This is a genomic window from Arthrobacter yangruifuii, from assembly GCF_009192775.1.
Lineage (GTDB): Bacteria > Actinomycetota > Actinomycetes > Actinomycetales > Micrococcaceae > Arthrobacter_B > Arthrobacter_B yangruifuii.
In genome coordinates, this window is record NZ_VTFX01000001.1 from 940,826 (window position 1) to 960,616 (window position 19,791).

13 protein-coding genes are annotated in these 19,791 nt (G+C 66.5%); 10 read left to right on the top strand and 3 right to left on the bottom strand.

Going from position 1 to position 19,791, the window contains the following annotated elements; translation table 11 throughout:
• Positions 1-50 precede the first annotated feature (50 nt).
• Complete coding sequence (fusA, locus tag GD627_RS04585; RefSeq protein WP_152271512.1) at positions 51-2,165, top strand: elongation factor G; 2,115 nt, start codon at positions 51-53, stop codon at positions 2,163-2,165.
• A gap of 219 nt (positions 2,166-2,384) precedes the next feature.
• Positions 2,385-3,575: an elongation factor Tu gene (gene tuf / locus GD627_RS04590; RefSeq protein WP_146361066.1), complete on the top strand. Its 1,191-nt coding sequence runs from the start codon at positions 2,385-2,387 to the stop codon at positions 3,573-3,575.
• Positions 3,576-3,696: 121 nt separating this feature from the next.
• On the opposite strand, the gene GD627_RS04595 is transcribed toward tuf, so the two are convergent.
• From GD627_RS04595 to aroA, 3 genes are read right to left on the bottom strand one after another with little or no spacing between them, the layout of a single operon-like run.
• Positions 3,697-5,682, bottom strand: coding sequence for an oxidoreductase (locus tag GD627_RS04595; RefSeq protein ID WP_210250451.1), 1,986 nt, complete (start codon positions 5,680-5,682; stop codon positions 3,697-3,699).
• The gene (locus tag GD627_RS04600; RefSeq protein ID WP_210250453.1) at positions 5,679-6,929 is read right to left on the bottom strand and encodes an acyl-CoA dehydrogenase family protein; all 1,251 of its coding nucleotides are present in this window, start codon (positions 6,927-6,929) and stop codon (positions 5,679-5,681) included. Before GD627_RS04600 ends, GD627_RS04595 begins: the two co-directional genes overlap by 4 nt.
• The gene (gene aroA / locus GD627_RS04605; protein WP_152271513.1) at positions 6,926-9,964 is read right to left on the bottom strand and encodes a 3-phosphoshikimate 1-carboxyvinyltransferase; all 3,039 of its coding nucleotides are present in this window, start codon (positions 9,962-9,964) and stop codon (positions 6,926-6,928) included. Before aroA ends, GD627_RS04600 begins: the two co-directional genes overlap by 4 nt.
• Before the next feature lie 757 nt (positions 9,965-10,721).
• Between aroA and GD627_RS04610 the strand changes: the two genes are divergently transcribed.
• The 8 genes from GD627_RS04610 to rpsS all read left to right on the top strand — a co-directional run bounded on the left by GD627_RS04610 (position 10,722) and on the right by rpsS (position 19,784).
• The gene (locus GD627_RS04610; protein WP_152271514.1) at positions 10,722-16,055 is read left to right on the top strand and encodes a hypothetical protein; all 5,334 of its coding nucleotides are present in this window, start codon (positions 10,722-10,724) and stop codon (positions 16,053-16,055) included.
• 32 nt (positions 16,056-16,087) lie between these two features.
• Entirely contained in the window at positions 16,088-16,219 is a 132-nt protein-coding gene (locus GD627_RS16930) for a hypothetical protein (protein ID WP_281349957.1), read from the top strand.
• Between the two features lie 497 nt (positions 16,220-16,716).
• Entirely contained in the window at positions 16,717-17,025 is a 309-nt protein-coding gene (gene rpsJ, locus GD627_RS04615) for a 30S ribosomal protein S10 (protein WP_146361073.1), read from the top strand.
• A gap of 17 nt (positions 17,026-17,042) precedes the next feature.
• Entirely contained in the window at positions 17,043-17,699 is a 657-nt protein-coding gene (gene rplC, locus GD627_RS04620; protein WP_152271515.1) for a 50S ribosomal protein L3, read from the top strand.
• A 4-nt stretch (positions 17,700-17,703) separates the two neighbouring features.
• Entirely contained in the window at positions 17,704-18,318 is a 615-nt protein-coding gene (gene rplD / locus GD627_RS04625) for a 50S ribosomal protein L4 (protein WP_146361077.1), read from the top strand.
• Positions 18,315-18,620, top strand: a complete 306-nt coding sequence (rplW, locus tag GD627_RS04630; RefSeq protein ID WP_066295939.1) for a 50S ribosomal protein L23 — start codon at positions 18,315-18,317, stop codon at positions 18,618-18,620. Before rplD ends, rplW begins: the two co-directional genes overlap by 4 nt.
• Before the next feature lie 30 nt (positions 18,621-18,650).
• Positions 18,651-19,490, top strand: a complete 840-nt coding sequence (rplB, locus tag GD627_RS04635) for a 50S ribosomal protein L2 (protein ID WP_146361090.1) — start codon at positions 18,651-18,653, stop codon at positions 19,488-19,490.
• Between the two features lie 12 nt (positions 19,491-19,502).
• A complete protein-coding gene (gene rpsS, locus GD627_RS04640) occupies positions 19,503-19,784 on the top strand; it encodes a 30S ribosomal protein S19 (RefSeq protein WP_104052734.1) in 282 nt (93 codons plus the stop codon).
• Positions 19,785-19,791 lie beyond the last annotated feature (7 nt).

Genomic DNA, 19,791 nt, shown 5'->3' on the forward strand with positions numbered 1-19,791 from the left:
AAGCAGATAAACGCAGTCGATCCGGCGAACACCAAATATAGGGAGAAACCGTGGCACTTGACGTGCTTACCGACCTGAACAAGGTCCGCAACATCGGCATCATGGCCCACATTGATGCCGGCAAGACAACCACCACTGAGCGCATCCTGTTCTACACCGGTGTCAACCACAAGATCGGCGAGACCCACGACGGTGCGTCCACGATGGACTGGATGGCACAGGAGCAGGAGCGGGGTATCACCATTACCTCCGCAGCTACCACGTGTTACTGGGACAACAACCAGATCAACATCATCGACACCCCGGGTCACGTTGACTTCACTGTCGAGGTTGAGCGGTCCCTTCGCGTCCTCGACGGCGCCGTTGCTGTCTTCGACGGCAAGGAAGGCGTGGAGCCGCAGTCCGAGACTGTCTGGCGCCAGGCCGACAAGTACGACGTTCCGCGTATCTGCTTCGTCAACAAGATGGACAAGCTCGGCGCTGACTTCTACTTCACCGTCGACACCATCATCAACCGCCTGGGCGCCAAGCCGCTGGTCCTCCAGCTGCCGATCGGTTCCGAGAGCGAATTCGAGGGCGTCGTTGACCTCCTCGAAATGCGTGCACTCACCTGGCGCGGCGACGCCAAGGGTGACGTGACCATGGGCGCCAAGTACGAGATCGAGCCGATCCCCGCAGAACTGCAGGAAAAGGCCGAAGAGTACCGCGCACAGCTCATCGAGACCGTTGCCGAAGCCAGCGACGAACTGATGAACAAGTACCTCGAAGGCGAAGAGCTCAGCATTGCCGAGCTGAAGGCCGGCATCCGTAAGCTGACCATCAACTCCGAGGTCTACCCGGTTCTGTGTGGCTCCGCCTTCAAGAACCGCGGTGTGCAGCCGATGCTGGACGCCGTCGTCGACTACCTGCCCAGCCCGCTGGACGTCCCGAACATCAAGGGCCACGACATCCGCGACGAAGAGGTTATCCTCGAACGCGCCGCTGATGCCAAGGCTCCGTTCTCGGCTCTGGCCTTCAAGGTTGTGACGCACCCGTTCTTCGGCCGTCTGACCTACATCCGCGTGTACTCCGGTCACGCTGCTTCCGGCGCCCAGGTCATGAATGCGACCAAGCAGAAGAAGGAGCGCATCGGAAAGCTCTTCCAGATGCACGCCAACAAGGAAAACCCGGTCGAGGAAATCACGACGGGCCACATTTACGCCGCCATCGGCCTGAAGGACACCACCACGGGCGATACCCTGTGCGACCTTCAGGAACCGATCGTGCTGGAATCCATGAGCTTCCCGGAGCCCGTGATTTCCGTGGCCATCGAGCCGAAGACCAAGGGTGACCAGGAGAAGCTCTCCACGGCCATCCAGAAGCTCTCCGAAGAGGACCCGACCTTCCAGGTCTCCCTCGACGAAGACACAGGCCAGACCATCATCGCCGGCATGGGCGAGCTCCACCTGGACATCCTGGTGGACCGCATGCGCCGCGAGTTCCGCGTCGAGGCAAACGTGGGCAAGCCCCAGGTTGCCTACCGCGAAACCATCCGCCGTGCAGTCGCCAAGCACGACTACACGCACAAGAAGCAGACCGGTGGTTCGGGTCAGTTCGCTAAGATCCAGATCGCCATCGAGCCGCTGGATACGTCCGACGGCACGTTCTACGAATTCGAGAACAAGGTCACCGGTGGTCGCGTTCCGCGCGAATACATCCCCAGCGTTGACCAGGGTATCCAGAGCGCCCTCACTGACGGTGTGCTCGCCGGTTACCCGGTTGTCGGCATCAAGGCGACGCTGCTTGACGGCGCGTACCACGACGTCGACTCCTCGGAAATGGCGTTCAAGATTGCCGGACGGCAGGCTTTCAAGGAAGCCGCACGTATGGCAAGCCCGGTCCTGCTCGAACCGCTGATGGATGTTGAAGTCCGCACCCCTGAGGAATACATGGGTGAAGTTATCGGTGACATCAACTCCCGTCGCGGCCAGATGCAGTCCATGGAAGATGCAGCCGGCGTAAAGGTCATCCGGGCACACGTCCCGCTGTCCGGCATGTTCGGCTACATCGGCGACCTGCGGTCCAAGACCCAGGGCCGCGCCGTGTACTCGATGTCCTTCAACAGCTACGCCGAGGTCCCGAAGGCAGTTGCCGACGAGATCATCCAGAAGACGCGCGGCGAGTAAAACTTGGAGGGTGGAACGGTTCACGCCGGACTGCCCGCCGTGTGCGCCTGGTCCGGGTTTCGGCCCGGACCGGGCGCATAGCCAGACTGAGCGGCCTTGCGAGGCTGCTGCGGATATCGGCAATTTCATCAAATAAACAGCCCCAAGTAGACTTACATCAGTTTCAGTTGCGAAAAGCGCGGCTGGAGATTGAGTCTTCTAACTCTCTAGGAGGAACCCGTGGCGAAGGCAAAGTTCGAGCGGACTAAGCCGCACGTCAACATCGGCACCATTGGTCACGTTGACCATGGCAAGACGACGTTGACCGCTGCCATTTCGAAGGTGCTTGCTGACAAGTACCCTGATCTGAATGAAAAGCGCGATTTCGCTGCTATCGACTCTGCACCTGAAGAGCGCCAGCGCGGTATCACCATCAACATCTCGCACATCGAGTACCAGACCGAGAAGCGCCACTACGCACACGTAGACGCTCCCGGCCACGCTGACTACATCAAGAACATGATCACTGGTGCAGCTCAGATGGACGGCGCAATCCTCGTGGTTGCCGCTACCGACGGTCCGATGGCCCAGACCCGCGAGCACGTTCTGCTCGCCCGCCAGGTTGGCGTTCCCTACCTGCTGGTCGCACTGAACAAGTCCGACATGGTTGATGACGAAGAACTGCTCGACCTCGTGGAAATGGAAGTTCGCGAACTGCTGAGCTCCCAGGACTTCGACGGCGACAACGCTCCCGTCGTCCGCGTTTCCGGCCTCAAGGCTCTGGAAGGCGACCCCAAGTGGGTTGCTTCCGTCGAAGAGCTGATGGAAGCCGTTGACAACAACGTGCCGGACCCCGTTCGCGACAAGGACAAGCCGTTCCTGATGCCGATCGAGGACGTCTTCACGATCACCGGTCGTGGAACCGTTGTCACGGGCCGCGCCGAGCGCGGTACCCTCGCCATCAACTCCGAGGTCGAGATCGTCGGCATCCGTCCGGTCCAGAAGACCACGGTTACCGGTATCGAGATGTTCCACAAGCAGCTTGACGAAGCATGGGCCGGCGAGAACTGTGGCCTGCTGCTCCGCGGTATCAAGCGCGAAGACGTAGAGCGTGGCCAGGTTGTCGTGAAGCCGGGTTCCATTACCCCGCACACCGACTTCGAAGCCAACGTCTACATCCTGTCCAAGGATGAAGGCGGACGCCACAACCCGTTCTACTCGAACTACCGCCCGCAGTTCTACTTCCGTACCACGGACGTAACCGGCGTCATCACCCTCCCCGAGGGCACTGAAATGGTTATGCCCGGCGATAACACTGAGATGACCGTTGAGCTCATCCAGCCGATCGCTATGGAAGAGGGCCTCGGCTTCGCTATCCGCGAAGGCGGCCGCACCGTTGGATCAGGCCGCGTCACCAAGATCATCAAGTAATTTGATGATTTAGCCTGAACCTCATCGGTTCTTAGCAGGACCCCGTTGCCTACGGCAGCGGGGTCCTGCTGTGTTTAAGCACCGGCTGGCCCGGTCCCCGGCGCCGGGCCCCGGCTCCGGGCTACCCCGGGATCCGCCCGTCCAGCACCCGCGCCACTGCCGTACCGGCGGTCAGTCCCTGGTCGAAGGCCCGGACCGCGTTCAGCCCGGAGGCGTCCAGCGCTCCGCCGATCACGGTGACGGGAACACCCCGGCGGGTTAATGCTGCACGGTGGGGGAGATGGGGCACCTGTCCGGCGGCCAGCACCACGACGTCGGCGGGCAGCAGCACCGCGGCGCCGTCGCGGTCCCGCACCCGCAGCCCGTGCGCAGTTACCTCCAGCGGCGTGGTGCCGGGCAGGGTCCGGACGCCTGCGGCACGGATCTCCTGCAGCACCGCCCACCGGGTGGACGGTCCGATGCCTTCGCCGATGCGCAGGCCGCGGCGGAGGATGGTGACGTTTCGGCCGCCGCCGGGCACTCCCGGATCCACGAGCAGCCGGGACAAATCCACCGCGATGCCCCCGGCTCCGACGATGACCACGCGGGCACCCAACGCCGTCGGGTCCGCGAAGGCCTGCCGGTAGTCGAGGACCGGGAGATCGCCGCTGGTGCGCAGGCGCACGGGCCGGGGACGGACCCCGGTCGCCAGGATGACGTGCGCATAGCCGGCCAGCCGCGCGGTGTCGGGAGCCGTCCCCGTCAGCACGTGCACGCCGAGCCGTGCCAGTTCATGGGTGAAATAGCGGATGGTCTGGAGGAAATCGGCTTTACCCGGCACCTGCCCGGCGAGCCGGAACTGTCCGCCGATGGTCTGCTCCCGTTCAAACAGGTCGACCGCATGCCCCGCCGCCGCGAGCGTTGCGGCGGCCTGCATTCCCGCCGGCCCGGCGCCCACCACAGCGACCCGCACCCCCGAGGGCGGCGGAACTGGCCGGAGCGGGAAATCGGCTTCACGGCCGGCCCGCGGGTTCACGAGGCAGGAGACCGGCTCGGCGCCCAGGGAACGGTCAATGCAGGCCTCGTTGCAGGCGATGCAGGTGTTGACAAGACTGCGGTCTCCGCGCCGGGACTTGGCGACGATGCCCGGATCGGCGAGGAACGGCCGGGCCATGGATACCAGGTCGGCCTGCCCGGCTGCCAGGGCACGCTCGGCGGCCTCCAGCGAGTTGATCCGGTTGCTGCCGATCACCGGGACGGGGAGCCGGGCTGCGGCAAGCGCTGCGCGGATGCCGCCGGCAATATCCAGCCAGCGGCCCGGCGGCACCATGGCCTGTACGGAAGGGACCCGGGACTCGTGCCAGCCGATGCCGATGTTCACCGCATCGGCGCCGTCCCGGGCCAGCGCCACTGCCAGTGCGGCGGACTCCTCCAGGGTGCTGGATCCTGCGACGAAGTCCGCTCCGGACGTGCGGCAGATGACCGGGTAGCCGGCACCCACGGCCTCCCGGACCGCCTTCAGCACGGCCCGTGGAAAGGACTGCCTGCGCTGCGGATCCCCTCCCCAGCCGTCCCGGCGCCTGTTCGTCAGGGGTGAGGCGAACTGGTTGATCAGGTAGCCCTCCGACCCCATAATTTCCACGGCGTCGAACCCGAGGCTGCGGGCCGCAGCTGCACCGGCGGCGAAATCGGACAGGGTGTCCTCGATCTGGGTCTGGGTCATTGCGCGGGGGACGCAGCGGGAGAAGTCCGAATACACCTCCGAGGGCGCAGCAGGCGTGATGCCGTAGGTTGCTTCGAAGGCGTAGCGTCCTGCGTGGAACAGCTGCAGGGCCATTTTTCCGCCGGCATGGTGCACCGCGTCCAGGACCGGAGACATCACGGCCGCCGCCGCAGGGTCATTGATCAGCAGATAATTCGCCCCGCCGGCACCCGTCCGGTTCACTGCGGCCCCGCCCGTGACGATCAGGCCTGCCCCGCCGGCTGCCCTTTCCCGGTAGAACGCCGCCAGGGCACGGGGATCGTCCTCCCGGTTCAGGTGCATGGACCCCATCACGATGCGGTGGTCCAGCTGCAGCGGACCCAGGGAAACAGGGGAGAAGACCCGGTCCAGCATCGGGGTGGTCACTCCAGGACGGTAGGCGCGCCGGCGGGTGCGGGGGCCTTGGCGGGTCCGGCGTCGTCCGCGGCCGCAGCGTCTGACCGGCGGAACAGATGGCGGGCAATCACCGCCTTCTGGATCTCGTTTGTCCCTTCTTCGAAGCGCTGCGCCCGCGCGTCGCGGTAGACGCGCTCGATGGGCATGGTCTTCCAGTAACCGATGCCGCCGTGGACCTGCAGCGCCTTGTCGGTGACTCGGGTGAGCATATCCACGGCGGTGAGCTTGGCCATGGATGAAAGGGACCCGGCGTCGACGGCGCCGTCCTGCCATGCCTGCGCGGCATGCAGGGTCAGTGCGCGGGCGGCCGCTATGTCGGCGGCGTTTTCCGCCAGGGCGAAGGCGATGGCCTGCCGCGAGGCCAGCGGCTTGCCGAACGTGGTGCGCTCCAAGGAGTAGGCGACCGCGAGCTGCTGGGCACGCTGGGCCAGCCCGACGCAGCTCATCGCCACGGAGATCCGGCTGGGAGTAAGGAAGCCGCCGAGGGCAACGGCCAGTCCGTCCCCTTCCGCGCCGATGCGGTTGGCTACGGGGACGGGAGTGTCCGTGAAGGTGAGGGAGGCGTGGTCGGTGCCGCGGACACCCATGGTGTCGGATGTATCTTCGACCTCGACGCCGGGGGCATGCCGGTCCACCAGCAGCGCCACCGTCCCGCCGCTCCCCGTGCTCCCTTCCAACCGGGCAAAGAGCAGCCAGTAGTCACAGCGCACCCCGAACGTGATCATATGCTTGCGCCCGGAGAGGTAATATGTGTCGCCTGCCCGCCGGACACTCGAGGTGATGTCGGCGCCCGTCCCGTTGCCGGGTTCGGTCAGGGTGAAGGCCACCAAGAGGTCCCCGGCGACGGACGGGCGGACGAACCTGCGGCGCTGCGCCTCCTCCGCGTGCGGGTTCATGGCCCGCCAGGTGCCGTTGACCACGTGCACAATCATGCGGACCGAGGCGTGCGACCGGGAGAAAACCTCCATCAGCCCCATCCACTGGACAAAGCTCAGCCCCCGGCCGCCCAGGTCCGGGGGAGCGGCCAGGGCCAGGAACCCGGCCCCGCGCAGTTCCTTCCACAGGGCATCAGGCACGGTGCCGGTGGCTTCGATGCGGCCGGCCCATTCCTCGCCGGGGCCTTCAACCCAGGCGGTGACGGATGCGAGCAGGTCGCGGTAGTCCGGTTCCGGAACAGCGCTGCCCCGTCCGTCGGCGGTGATCGCTGGTGTGGTCACTGGCTGCTCCGATCCGGTGGGGGAAAGCCGCGGGCAGTATCCCGCAGCAGGAACTTCTGCACCTTGCCCACGGCGTTGCGGGGGAGGGCATCCACCAGCTCGAGGCGTTCGGGCCAGTAATGCCTGGACACCTGGTGGCCGTCGAGGAACCCGGTAAGGTCTGCCAGCAGCGGGCGTCTTCCCGGCACCGGAACCACGAAGGCGCAGGCCCGTTCACCCAGCCGTTCATCGGGCATGGCAGCCAGGGCGACGTCGAGCACGGCAGGGTGCCGGTAGAGCAGCTGCTCGATCTCGGCCACCGGGATTTTCTCCCCTCCGCGGTTGATGATGTCGCGGACCCGTCCGGTAATGCGCAGGAACCCGGCGCCGTCGAGAATTGCCGTGTCGCCGGTGCGGTACCAGCCGTCTTCCGTAAACACTTCCTTGGTCAGGTCCGGACGGTCAAGGTAGCCCTCGAAGACGGTGGGAGTGCTGAGTTCGAAGTTGCCTTCCACTCCGGGCGGCAGGAGGCGGCCGACGTCGTCGACAATCCGGGTCCGTACGCCCTCCAGCGCCCGCCCGTCGGTGCCCCACACCTTGACCGGCTCGTCCCGGGGCGAGGCCAGGGTGCCCAGGCAGGTTTCGGTGGTGCCGAACGCCCCGCAGATCCCGGCGCCCAGGACCCGGGTGGCGCGTTCGGCGAGGTGCCGGGGGACGGCTGCGCCGGTGGCGACAAAGATGCGCAGGGTGGGCGGGGCCGGGGTGCCCGCATCCACGGCAGACACCAGGTCGGTCAGGAACGGGGTGGCTGCCTGCACGAAGGTGGCCCGCCAGCCGCGCATAAGCTGCAGGGCGCGTTCCGGGTCCCAGACAGGCTGCAGGATCTGCGGGCAGCCGAGAACGAAGGAGAGCCACATGCCGTAGAGGAAACCGGTCTGATGGGCCAGTGGGGACGGAATGAAGACGGCATCGTCGCTGGTGAGGCCCAGATGGGCGGCCTCCATGGCGGCGGCACGGCTGAGTGTTCCGTGGCGGTGCACCACGCCTTTGGGCTCGCCGGAAGTGCCGGAGGTAAACAGCAGCTGCGCAGCATCCCGGGCAGTCGGCGCCGCCTCCGGCAGCAGGGCCGGTCCGGACGGTGCCTGTTGCAGGGCCGCATCCCAGTCGGTGAAGCGCGGGCCGCCGGGGACCGAGGGAAGCGGACGCACGGACCCCGGAGACCGCAGCACCAGGACATTGGCCAGGGAAAGCGGTGGCACTGGGCCGGCGGCGTCCGGGCGGCGAAGGAGGCCGGCGAGTTCCTCGGCCGGCAGGCGTCCGCGGAACTCCTCCACGGTGACGAATACCCGGGCGGCCGCGCGGTGCAGTGCCAGCGCCACCTCCCGCTCCCGGAAGATGGGCATCACGGGAGCGGCGACCGCGCCCAGCCGGAGGACCGCAACGGTGAGGACAACGAATTCGCTCTGGTTGGGCAGCTGGAACGCGATTCGGTCTCCCGGGCGCACCCCCAGCTCCAGCAGCGCGGCGGCGGCACGGTCGGCCAGGGCATCGAGTTCCACCCACGTCAAGTGCCCCGATGCCCCGGTGCCGCCGTCGACCACGGCCGTTTCATTGGGCCGTTCCGCCGCCCACCGCCGCACCCAGTCCGGACCGGTCACGGCGGCACAGGCTTCCACGGCTGCCGGACCGGCGATGGTCCGCGGCCGGCTTCCCCGTGCGGTTCTGGCGGGGCGGCTGGGAAGGGGGCGCCGCAGAACACCGGCTTCCACCTGCATCCGCAGCCCGAAGCCGGTCATGGCACTCAGATACTCCGGGTAGGAGATGCGGTAGGCATGGGGATAGGTCAGGGTGCTGCGCCCTTCCGCCGCGGAGGCCGCCACAGCCAGGGACATCAGGACCCGGTGGTCGTTGAAGGAGGAGAGATCGGCGCCGTCCAGGCCGCGGACTCCGCGGACTGCCAGGGTGGAGCCCTCCACCGTGAGGTCAGCGCCCATGGAGTTCAACTGCAGCATCGCTGCCACCCGGTCAGACTCCTTCATGCGCACATGGTCAATGTGCCGGAAAACGCTGCGGCCCTTGGCGAAGCACGCCATAACGGACAGCACGGGAAGCATGTCCGGCACGCGGCGGCAATCCACATCCACCGGCTGCAGGGACAGCCCCTGATGGCGGACCCGCACTGCGTCTGCTGCCGGATCGTAGTCCATGGGCACACCCATTTCGGCAGCCAGGTCGAGGAAATCCGCCTCGGGGTGGTCGGAGCCTGCCGAGGACGTGGAACGCAGGCCGGCAAGGGCAACATCAGCCGGATGCAGGGCTGCCGCCGCCAGGCCGAAGGCCGCCGAACCGATGTCGGGAGGCATCCGCAGATCCGCGGGGCGGGCCTGCTGGTCCGGCGGGATACGGAAATGCCGCCGGTCCTCGGATGCCTCCACGTGCAGGCCGAAGCGCGCCATCATAGCCAGGGTCAGTTCCACATAGCTGCCTTCGTTCTGTGCGCCCTCCACCACCACCGTGGTTTCCGAGCGTGCAAACGGTGCCAGCAGCAGCAGGCCGGAGATCCATTGGGACAGCGTGCCCGATATGTGGACTTCACCTCCGCGCGGCCTCCCGTGCGCCACCCGCAGGGGAGGGCAGCCGGTGCTGGACTCGATGTCCACACCCATGGCGCGAAGGGCGGCAAGCAGGGCGCCGATGGGCCGGCGCTGAAAGTATTTTTGCCCGGTCACGACGACGTCACGCGTCCCCAGCGAAGCCAGCCCGGCCATGAAATACAGGGTCGTGCCTGAACTGCCGGCCGAGACGCTCGGGCGGAGGGGAGTGTAGGGGCCGCCGTGGACAATATAGGTGTCATCCTGCACCTCAACGCCGGTCCCGAGCTGGCGCAGCATGGAGACCGTGTAGTGGACATGCCGGGCATCGGTGAGTCCCGAAATCCGGCTTGTGCCCGGGGCCAGGGAAGCCAGGATGAGCGCCCGGTGGGCGTGGTATTTGGAATTGGGAACCTGCACCGTTCCGGTGATGCCGGTGTGCGTTCCAAGGACCGAAAGATACATGGCCGCAGGGCCTTTCCACTCGTCCGGGGGCCTCCCCCTGTCCCTCGTGGGCCGACGCTAGCAGGTTGGCATCCGGGCCGGAACAGCCCGCGGGCAAACCGGCAGGCGCGGCCGGACTATCCGGGGTCTATGCCTGCACACCTGTCCGGGATGCGGCCTGCGGGAAACCCTGTCCACATCGCGGCGGAACAGTTACCGGGATGTGAGCCGAAGCACCCTAGGATGGTCTGCAGTTGAGCACAATCCGGAAGGTAGCAGTCTCATGGGGGTCTTCTTTTTATTCCTGGCCGCGGTCACAGCCAGCTTTTTCGCGGGCAGGGCGGCGGGCAGGAAAGCCGCCCGGCCCGTGGATGCCCAGGGCAGGCCGCTGCCGCCGCCGGCCCGGATCTATGAAGAGGGCTATCAGGCGGGATTCAGGGACGCGGCGCAGCGGTCCGCCGCCGGTTCGAATCCTGCGTCCGCGGCGGCTGCGCCGGCTGCAACTCCTGAGCTAACTCCAGCGGCGTCCGGGTTCACTGCCCCATCCGCGGCGTCCCCATCGGCGCCCGCGGAACCTTCTACCCGCACGGAGGCTGCGCCGTCGCCCGGTGCCCCGGCTCCCGCCGGCCCGGCCTGGGCATCCCCCGCCCGGGCGGTTCCCGCGGCCCCGGTGCCGTCCCCTGCGCACCAACCACCCGCTCAGTCACCGGTTCCGGCAGCCCGGACGGCGGATGCCTCCGCCGCGGCCGCGGCACAGGGAACCCCGAGCCGGAAGGCAGTGGAGCAGCCCACGCCCGTTCTGCCCAGGCCCGTTCCGCCCAGGCCGGCTCCGCCGGTAAAGACGGAAGCCCAGCTGAGGGAAGAGAAGCGCCGCAGGGACCTGCGCAACATCAACATCACCCTGTACTCCGCCAGCCTCCTGCTGGTGGCTGCTGCGGCACTGTTTATCGGCCTGGCCATCCCTGCCGAGGCACGTTTCTTCGGCGTCGTCGCCGTCACGGCACTGTTCTATGTTTCCGGGCTGGTCATACACTCGCGCAGCAAACGCCTTCAGCCGGCCGCCGTCGCCTTCACGGGCACCGGCCTGGCCCTCATTCCGGTGGTCGGACTCGCACTCTTCAATTTCGTGCTGCCGAACGGTCCGGCAGCCTGGCTGGTGACCTCGCTGGTCGGGACGGCGGCATTTGCCTACGCCGCGGCAAGAATCGAAAGCCGGGTTGTCACCTATCTCGCCCTGACCTTCCTGCTGTCCTCCGGTCTTGCTTCCGGGGCCGCCCTGCGCTGGGGGATTGTCTGGTATTTCCTCTTCACGGTTATCCTCGCCACGTTGATCAGCCTGGCCGCCATCAAACGCCCCGGCTGGCTGAACAACCTCTATGTAGATGCCTTCGTGCGTTCCCACCGCTATCTGGTGCCGGCTACGGCCATCGCCTGTGTCCAGATCTCCGGGCAGATGACCTCGGCGCAGCTGGGCGTCCTGTTCCTCGCCTTCGCCCTCTACTACGCGGTCATGTTCTGGCAGGGGCCGGCCAGCAACCGGCTCGTCAACAGCTACGGGCTGCGGGCCGCGGGCACCGTGGGCCTCACCTCCCTGTTCTACTCCTTCACGGATAACAGCCAGCTGACACTGCTGGCCTTCGCTGTTCAGGTTGCCGCCCAGACCGCGGGGGTCCTGGCACGGCGCCCGGTGTACGGTGCAGCAGCCCTGCTGCAGGTGGCTTCCAGGAGCACGGGACTGCCGCTGGACTGGGACGCCGAACCCCGTCCGCGGGCAGGGGCGGAAACGGCATCCGGCACGGGCACCGCCCTCCGGGCAGCAACTGAGGGAGGCGGAACGCCGGCATCTGCGCCTCCGGGACCTCCGGCACCGCCGGTGGGATCCGGAGCAGCCGAATCCACACAGCCAGGATCCACACAGCCAGAATCCTCACAGCCAGAATCCACACAGCCAGGATCCACAGCGTCCGGAGCAACAGCCGCGGCACCCGCCGTGTCGGCGTGGGGCGGTCCGACGGCACCGGAGTCCGTATCCGCACCGGGGGATGCCTCCGCAGCAACCGTGAGCCTCGCGAAGAAACCCGCCGCTGCTCCGGAAACCGTGGCCCGCAGATTCTTCCGGGTGGACATTGCGGCATTGTTGATTCTGCAGGCGTGCACCGGCCTGGCCGCGGGAGTCTGGCATGTCGTTCTGGAGCGGCAGGCCGTCGGAAGTTCCGCGGCCTTCGCCGGAACCGCCGTCGTCGTGCTGCTGACGTACCTGGCCGCCGCATGGAAACTCGGCGGACGGCTGGAATTCAGTGTCCTCGTACCCGTCGCCCTCGCCTTCGTTCCCAGCCTTCTTATGCCGGGCGGATCATTGTGGCCGGGGATCCTGGTCACTGGAATCCTCGGCGCCTACCTGGTGGTCCGGGCTGTGGATGGAAATCAGCAGGCGCGCCCCGTGTTCGTCCTCGCCGCACGCGCTGCAGCCGTGCTGCTGGTGCCCCTGGTGGTCCTGGCAGTCCTTGCCGGCGCGGAAGGCGTTCCGGCTGCCGCCTGGTCACTTGCCTCCACGGTGCTTGCACTGACAGTCAACCAGGCTGTTTCGGTTATCCGTATCTCCCGCGGAAAGGCTGAAGGGTTCCCCGGAGCAGCGGTAGGCGCGGCGGCCGGCGGTGCCGCGGGACTGACCCTGCTGCTCAGCTTCCAGCAGCAGCCCGGAGCTGCACTGAGCCTCGCCGCCCTGTGGGCGGTTGTAGCTTCCAACGCCCTGACCTCGGTGCTGCTGCCCCGCGGTCTGTTCCTTGCGGCCGCGCCCGCAGGCTTTTCTGCCGCTGCGCTCATCGGGGCAGGCGTGTTCGGCCTCAGGGGCTATGAGCTCCTTGCAGCTGCGGCCCTTTGCTACTGTGCGGTGCAGATCCGGAGGACGGAGTCCGGGACGCACCGGAGCTACTACATAGCGGCAGGGCAGGCACTGCTGACCGTCCTGGCGGCGCTGGTGGCCGCGGACTTCGGTGCGGGAGTGGACGGCATCTTTATTGCCGTGGCCGTAACAGCCGCAGTCCAGCATCTCGCACGGATCGTTTTTGACCGGAGGCTTCGCGGCCTCGGCCTGTCACGGACCATCCTCTGGTTTGCGTTGGCCCTGCTGGGGCTCCTGCCTCCGCTCTATTACATCCTCACCTACACCGCGGCACGTTCGGACACAGCAGTGGTCCTGCTGCTTATCGGAGCCGGGTCTGCGGCGTTCACGCAGGCGGCCTATAGCCTCGGCGCCGCGGGACGCACCGGCTTTGGGGTACTGGACCCGGCCGGAAGCGATTCCCTCGGGACGGCTGCGGGGAGGGTCGACGGACAGGCCTCCGGGACGGCCGGGGGGACGGCCGACGGACAGGCCTCCAGGACGGTTTCGAAAGCGGGCCGCCTCTACCCGGCCGGCCGGGGTGCTGCCGTTGCTGCCGCGATTGCGGCGGCACTGGTCCTGCTGCTCAGCGCCGGGGTGCGGGCGGCGGAAGGCAACGGCGGCATTGCCGGCCTTGCCGTGCTGGCGGGTGCCCTGGCAGTCAATATCTTTACCTCGCTGCTGCTTCGCCGCAGCTGGCCTGCGCTGACGGCACCCGCCGGGTTCGTGGCAGCGGCCGTCATCGGCGCGGGAAGGTTGGGGCTGCCGGGCTACGAGGTCCTGGTGGCGGTTGCGCTTGGCTACTGTGCCTACCTTGTTCTCGGCCGGAGCAATCCCCTGCGGGGCGCCTATCTCCTTGCCGCCCAGGTCCTCGCGGTGGTCCTCGCCGCGCTGGCAGCGGCCGATCTGACCGGAGATGTCCATCCGGTCTTCGCCACCGTGGCCGTCGGGATCGCCGTCGGGCAGGTGCTGCGGTTTGTCCTGGCCGTAAGGCTCGAACCCCTTGGTTTTGCCTCGTGGGCACGCTGGGGCGGCCTGGCTGCCTCGGCCGCCGTCCCCTTGGCGTATGTCGGGCTGCAGGCGCAGGCCGGGCAAAGCGGGACGCTGATGTTCCTGGTCCTGTGCGCAGCCGCCGTGGCAGTATTCAGCCAGATGGCTGCCGTCGTCCGGCTGCGGAGGGGCAGGCCGCTTCGATCGGCTGCAGAGTTCCTCGCTGCGGCAGCCCTGGTGGCGCTGCTGGCAACGGTGGCATCCCGGGGAATCGAGGGACAGGGGTCCGGCTGGACCCTGGTGCTGCTTTGGACAGCCCTGGCGGCAAACGCGGCCACGTCACTGCTGCTTTCCGGCCGGTATGAGACGGTGGCCCTGGCGGGGTTTGCTGCCGCGGGAGCCGTCGGTGCCGGCGTCCTGGGGCTGCGCGGCTACGAACTGCTGGTCCTGGCGGCATTGGCCTATGCGGCCCATTCCGCGCTAAAGCGGGAAGAGCCGAACCGTGGTTTGTACCTGCTTGGCGTGCAGGGGCTGCTGGTGATCGGAACGGTCCTGGCGGCGGCCGATCTCGGTGCGGGCATGCACGGGCTCTACCTTGCAGGCGCTGCGGCCCTGGCGGCGCAGCAGTTGCTTCGTACGTTGCTGGACCGCCGCCTCGACGCGCACGGATACGCCGAGGCCTCGCTGTGGCTGAGCCTTGCCTTGCTGGTGCTCGTGCCGTTTGCCTACGGCTTCAACGCCGGCACAGACACCCAGCGCCCGGCTGTGGCCCTTCACCTGTTCCTGCTGCTCCTCACCGCTGCGGCGGCATTTGCGCGCCGGCACAGCGCGGGGGAGAAGCGGTCAGCCTGGATCCTCTATCCTGCCGGGTATGCCCTGGGGGCGCTTCCGGTGGTCCTCAGCACCGGGGGATTGGTTCCGGATCCGCTGCTTGCACGGGGAGCGGCAGGCACGTTCCTGCTGGTCCTGGCTGCGGCAGCGCTGTGCGGGGAAGCCCGCCGGTCCCTCGACAAGCCCACCCGCACCGCGTTGCTAGTCATAGCGGTCAGCTATACCGCCTATGTTTTGGCGGCGACACCGCACGGGGACAACAGCTTCCTTCTGGCAGCAGCCTCCGCCGCGGGCGGGACGGTCTTCCTGGTTGTCTCCTACACGAGGAACCGGCCATGGCTGGCGGTTGGACTGCCGCCCCTGCTGGTCCTCGGCATGATGTTCCTCTTCCGCGGTCTCACCGATACCGTCCTCGGCAGCATCGATGAGACGGGTATTGCATCCCTTCTGCCGGTCTGGGCCGCTGTTGCAGTTCTCCAGGCCATCCGGCTGGCCACCCCTCTGCGGCCCGTTGAGGCTTCCCTGCCCGGCAGCGCTGAACATCCGGCAATGCCGCCGTCCCTGCTTCGCCGGCGGATACTCGGTTCGGCTTCCGCCCTCGTACCGGCTCTCGCCGCCATTCCGGCGATGGCCCCGGACATGTCCGCCGTAGCCGGCTCGGCGACCCTTGTTGTGGCTCTGGTGCTGGCACTCGTGGAGGTCCCTGCCCGGTTCCGCGAACCGGCGGCCCAGGCGGCGGTGCTCGTGGCGGCACTGGCGGTCCTGCGGGTCTGCTGGCTGGTGCTGGGCAGCGTGAATGGCTTCTGGTCCCTCCAGTACTGGGCGGTGGTCCTGACCGGACTGGCCGCCTACGAGTTCCTGCGCAAGCGGGACCGGCGGGGCACCATGGTCCTGGCAGCTGCGGGCGCCATCCTCTCCGCCAGCGGACTTTCCACTGTCATTTTCGGGGGCAGCGGAAAGCAGCTATGGGCACTGGTGGCGCACGCGGGGCTGCTGGTGTTCGGTCTCCTCGCCAGCAGGAGGTTGTTCACCCTCTGGGGCGCGGCCGGTGTTGTCCTCGCGGTGCTTTGGTACCTGCGCGGCTACACCTTCCTGCTCCTGGCCCTGCTGGGCATCGGGCTGATTGCCCTGGCCGTCTGGCGGCTGACACGGGTACGGACCGACGAGCCAGGAAATCCTCCGGCCGCAACAACCGGCCCGGGCGCCGGTCCCGCCCCGTCCGGTCCGCATGCCGGTTCTGCCCCGGCTGGTCCGCATGCCGGGCATGCCCCGCCGCCGCCGACGGCGGCAGGCGTTATGCCCGCTCCCTCGTCTGCAGCACGGCCCGGTCCCGGCACAGGGGAGGGGCCCGTTCCCGACGCTGATGCGCAGGACCCCGCACCGCTTCCGGAGGGGGACCGAACCCACTGACGCCGGGGTCACTGCTCCGCTAGGCTCGAAGGATGGAACTACTTCTTCTCCTGGCAATCGTGGCCGCAGTTGCCGCCGGCGTGGGATTCTCACGCCGGCGGTTCCGTCCCGAGATCGAACGGGCGAAGCGGATCCGCCGGGCCAACCGCGGGGACCGGCGCTGACTTTTCCGCACCCCGAAGCCAGTGCGTTAGACTTGGGGAAGCAAAACCGCCGCTCGGCGGAGATCCCTCCACGAGCAGCGTCACCGGACACGGGAAGCCCCGGAGGGGAACCTCCGGCCCACAGATGCCTGATTAGCCATCTGTGCCCGAGTCTGGCAGACTAGAGAAGTTGTTCAAGCGCTTTTGTGCCCACATGCGCCCGTGTTCCTGCGAACAGCAGGGAATCAGGCAATGGTGAGATTGCGTCCCGGTCAGGATAATGCCTGATGCAGGGTCGGATCCTTCAGGGAAAGAGCCCATATATAACCCGCCCCTAATCTTGCTCGGCGTCGTTGGCTTCAACACCGCGACACGCCCGAGCGCGGGGGTCGGAGCCTCGGCAGGGTGAGGAACCCGGAATTATCCGGATTCAGTCTGTTGGAGGGGCGCCAGGCCGTAAGGCAGTTCGGTGCAAAAACTGTACAGAGAGCATTACTCGAAGAAAGAGGCACGACGCCATGGCGGGACAAAAAATCCGCATCCGGCTGAAGTCGTATGACCACGAGGTCATTGACGTATCAGCACGGAAGATCGTTGAGACGGTCACGCGTGCAGGCGCAACGGTAGTAGGCCCCGTGCCGCTGCCCACGGAAAAGAACGTTTACGTTGTTATCCGTTCGCCGCACAAGTACAAGGACAGCCGCGAGCACTTTGAAATGCGCACGCACAAGCGCCTGATCGACATCATTGACCCCACGCCTAAGGCCGTTGACTCGCTCATGCGTCTCGACCTGCCTGCAGACGTGAACATCGAAATCAAGCTGTAGGGGGGGAGCGGATACTTATGTCTACTTCACTTACACGCCAGGTAAAGGGACTGCTGGGCACCAAGCTCGGCATGACCCAGGTCTGGGACGAGAACAACAAGCTCATCCCCGTAACCGTCGTCCAGGCTGACTCCAACGTCATCACGCAGCTGCGCAACGCGGAAAAGGACGGCTACACCGCCGTTCAGATCGGCTACGGCCAGATCGATCCGCGCAAGGTGACCAAGCCGCTGGCCGGCCACTTTGAAAAGGCCGGCGTTACGCCGCGCCGCCACGTTGTTGAACTGCGTACCGCAGACGCCGACACCTACGAGCTGGGCCAGGAACTCTCCGTGGAGATCTTCGCTGCCGGCCAGAAGGTCGACGTCGTCGGAACCTCCAAGGGCAAGGGCTTTGCCGGTGTCATGAAGCGTCACGGCTTCCACGGCGTCGGTGCCTCCCACGGTGCACACAAGAACCACCGTAAGCCGGGTTCCATCGGTGGCGCATCCACCCCGGGCCGCGTCTTCAAGGGCGTTCGGATGGCGGGCCGCATGGGCGGCGTCCGTCACACCACCATGAACCTCACGGTTCACGGTGTGGACGCTGAGAAGTCGCTCCTGCTGATCAAGGGTGCCGTTCCCGGCGCCCGCGGCCAGGTCGTCCTCGTACGCACCGCCGTGAAGGGAGCTTAGTCTCATGGCTAACGAAACCACTGTTGAATTCCCCGCAGAGATCTTCGACGTTCAGACGAACGTACCGCTGCTCCACCAGGTGGTAGTTGCTCAGCTTGCAGCCGCCCGCCAGGGTACGCACAAGACGAAGACCCGCGCCGAGGTGAGCGGTGCAGGCCGCAAGCCCTTCAAGCAGAAGGGCACCGGCCGGGCTCGTCAGGGCTCCATCCGTGCACCCCACATGACCGGCGGCGGCGTGGTCCACGGACCGACGCCTCGCGATTACAGCCAGCGCACCCCCAAGAAGATGAAGGCTGCTGCACTGCGCGGCGCCCTGTCTGACCGGGCACGCAACGGCCGTATCCACGTCCTCGAAACCCTGGTTGCCGGCACCGCGCCGTCCACCAAGGAAGCACTGAACGCCCTGCGTTCGGTTTCGGACCGCAAGAACCTGCTCGTTGTCATCGAGCGCGCCAATGATGTTGCCGCACTGTCCGTGCGCAACGTGCCGGCTGTTCACGTGATCTACGTTGATCAGCTGAACACCTACGACGTGCTGGTTTCCGACGACGTGGTCTTCACCAAGGCTGCCTACGACGAGTTCGTCGGCAAGAACACAGTCAAGGAGGACGCCAAGTGAGCGCGACCACCGCTAAGGATCCGCGCGACGTAGTGCTTGCACCCGTCGTTTCGGAAAAGAGCTACGGCCTGATCGACGAAGGTAAGTACACCTTCCTGGTCGACCCCCGCTCGAACAAGACCGAGATCAAGCTGGCCGTGGAGAAAATCTTCTCCGTCAAGGTCGACTCGATCAACACCATCAACCGTGCCGGTAAGCGTAAGCGCACCAAGTTCGGATGGGGACAGCGCAAGAGCACCAAGCGCGCAATTGTCACCCTCAAGGACGGCACAATCGACATCTTCGGCGGTCCGCTCAGCTAGGGCGGAGACCACTTTAACGAGGAATAAATAATGGGAATCCGTAAATACAAGCCGACTACCCCGGGCCGTCGCGGCTCGAGCGTAGCCGACTTCACCGAAATCACGCGGTCGACGCCGGAAAAGTCGTTGGTACGTCCGCTGCCCAAAAAGGGCGGCCGTAACAACACCGGTAAGATCACGACCAGGCACAAGGGTGGTGGACACAAGCGTCAGTACCGTCTGATCGACTTCCGCCGCCACGATAAGGACGGCGTCAACGCCCGCGTTGCCGAGATCGAATACGATCCGAACCGTACCGCCCGCATTGCGCTGCTGCACTACGTTGATGGCACCAAGCGTTACATCATTGCTCCGAACAAGCTCAAGCAGGGCGACTTCGTAGAGGCCGGCGCCGGGGCTGACATCAAGCCCGGTAACAACCTGCCGCTGCGCAACATCCCCGTGGGTACCACCATCCACGCAGTTGAGCTGCGTCCGGGCGGCGGTGCCAAGATGGCCCGCTCCGCCGGCGCTTCCGTTCAGCTCGTTGCCAAGGAAGGCCGCTTCGCCCAGCTGCGTCTGCCTTCCGGAGAAATCCGCAACGTCGACGTCCGCTGCCGCGCCACCATTGGCGAGGTCGGCAACGCCGAGCAGTCCAACATCAACTGGGGTAAGGCCGGCCGTATGCGCTGGAAGGGCGTACGCCCGACCGTCCGCGGTGTCGCCATGAACCCGGTCGACCACCCGCACGGTGGTGGTGAAGGTAAGACCTCCGGTGGACGCCACCCGGTCAACCCGAACGGTAAGCGCGAAGGCCGCACCCGCCGCCCCAATAAAGAGAGCGACAACCTCATTGTGCGTCGCCGTCGTTCCGGCAAGAACAAGCGATAGGAGCCTGGAAACATGCCACGCAGCCTGAAGAAAGGCCCCTTCGTCGACCAGCACCTGTTTCTCAAGGTAGCGGCCGAAAACGAAAAGGGCACCAAGAACGTCATCAAGACGTGGTCCCGCCGTTCGATGATCATCCCCGACATGCTCGGGCACACGATCGCCGTACACGACGGACGTAAGCACATTCCGGTGTTTGTCACCGAGTCGATGGTCGGGCACAAGCTCGGCGAATTCGCTCTGACGCGGACATTCCGCGGCCATGTGAAGGACGACCGCAAGGGCAAGCGCCGCTAGGCGCTGC

Coding starts and splice junctions, on each gene's coding strand:
- aroA (WP_152271513.1), bottom strand. CDS start 9,964: ATGTATCTTTCGGTCCTTGGAACGCACACCGGCATCACCGGAACGGTG.
- GD627_RS16930 (WP_281349957.1), top strand. CDS start 16,088: ATGGAACTACTTCTTCTCCTGGCAATCGTGGCCGCAGTTGCCGCCGGC.
- rpsJ (WP_146361073.1), top strand. CDS start 16,717: ATGGCGGGACAAAAAATCCGCATCCGGCTGAAGTCGTATGACCACGAG.
- rplC (WP_152271515.1), top strand. CDS start 17,043: ATGTCTACTTCACTTACACGCCAGGTAAAGGGACTGCTGGGCACCAAG.
- rplD (WP_146361077.1), top strand. CDS start 17,704: ATGGCTAACGAAACCACTGTTGAATTCCCCGCAGAGATCTTCGACGTT.
- rplB (WP_146361090.1), top strand. CDS start 18,651: ATGGGAATCCGTAAATACAAGCCGACTACCCCGGGCCGTCGCGGCTCG.
- rpsS (WP_104052734.1), top strand. CDS start 19,503: ATGCCACGCAGCCTGAAGAAAGGCCCCTTCGTCGACCAGCACCTGTTT.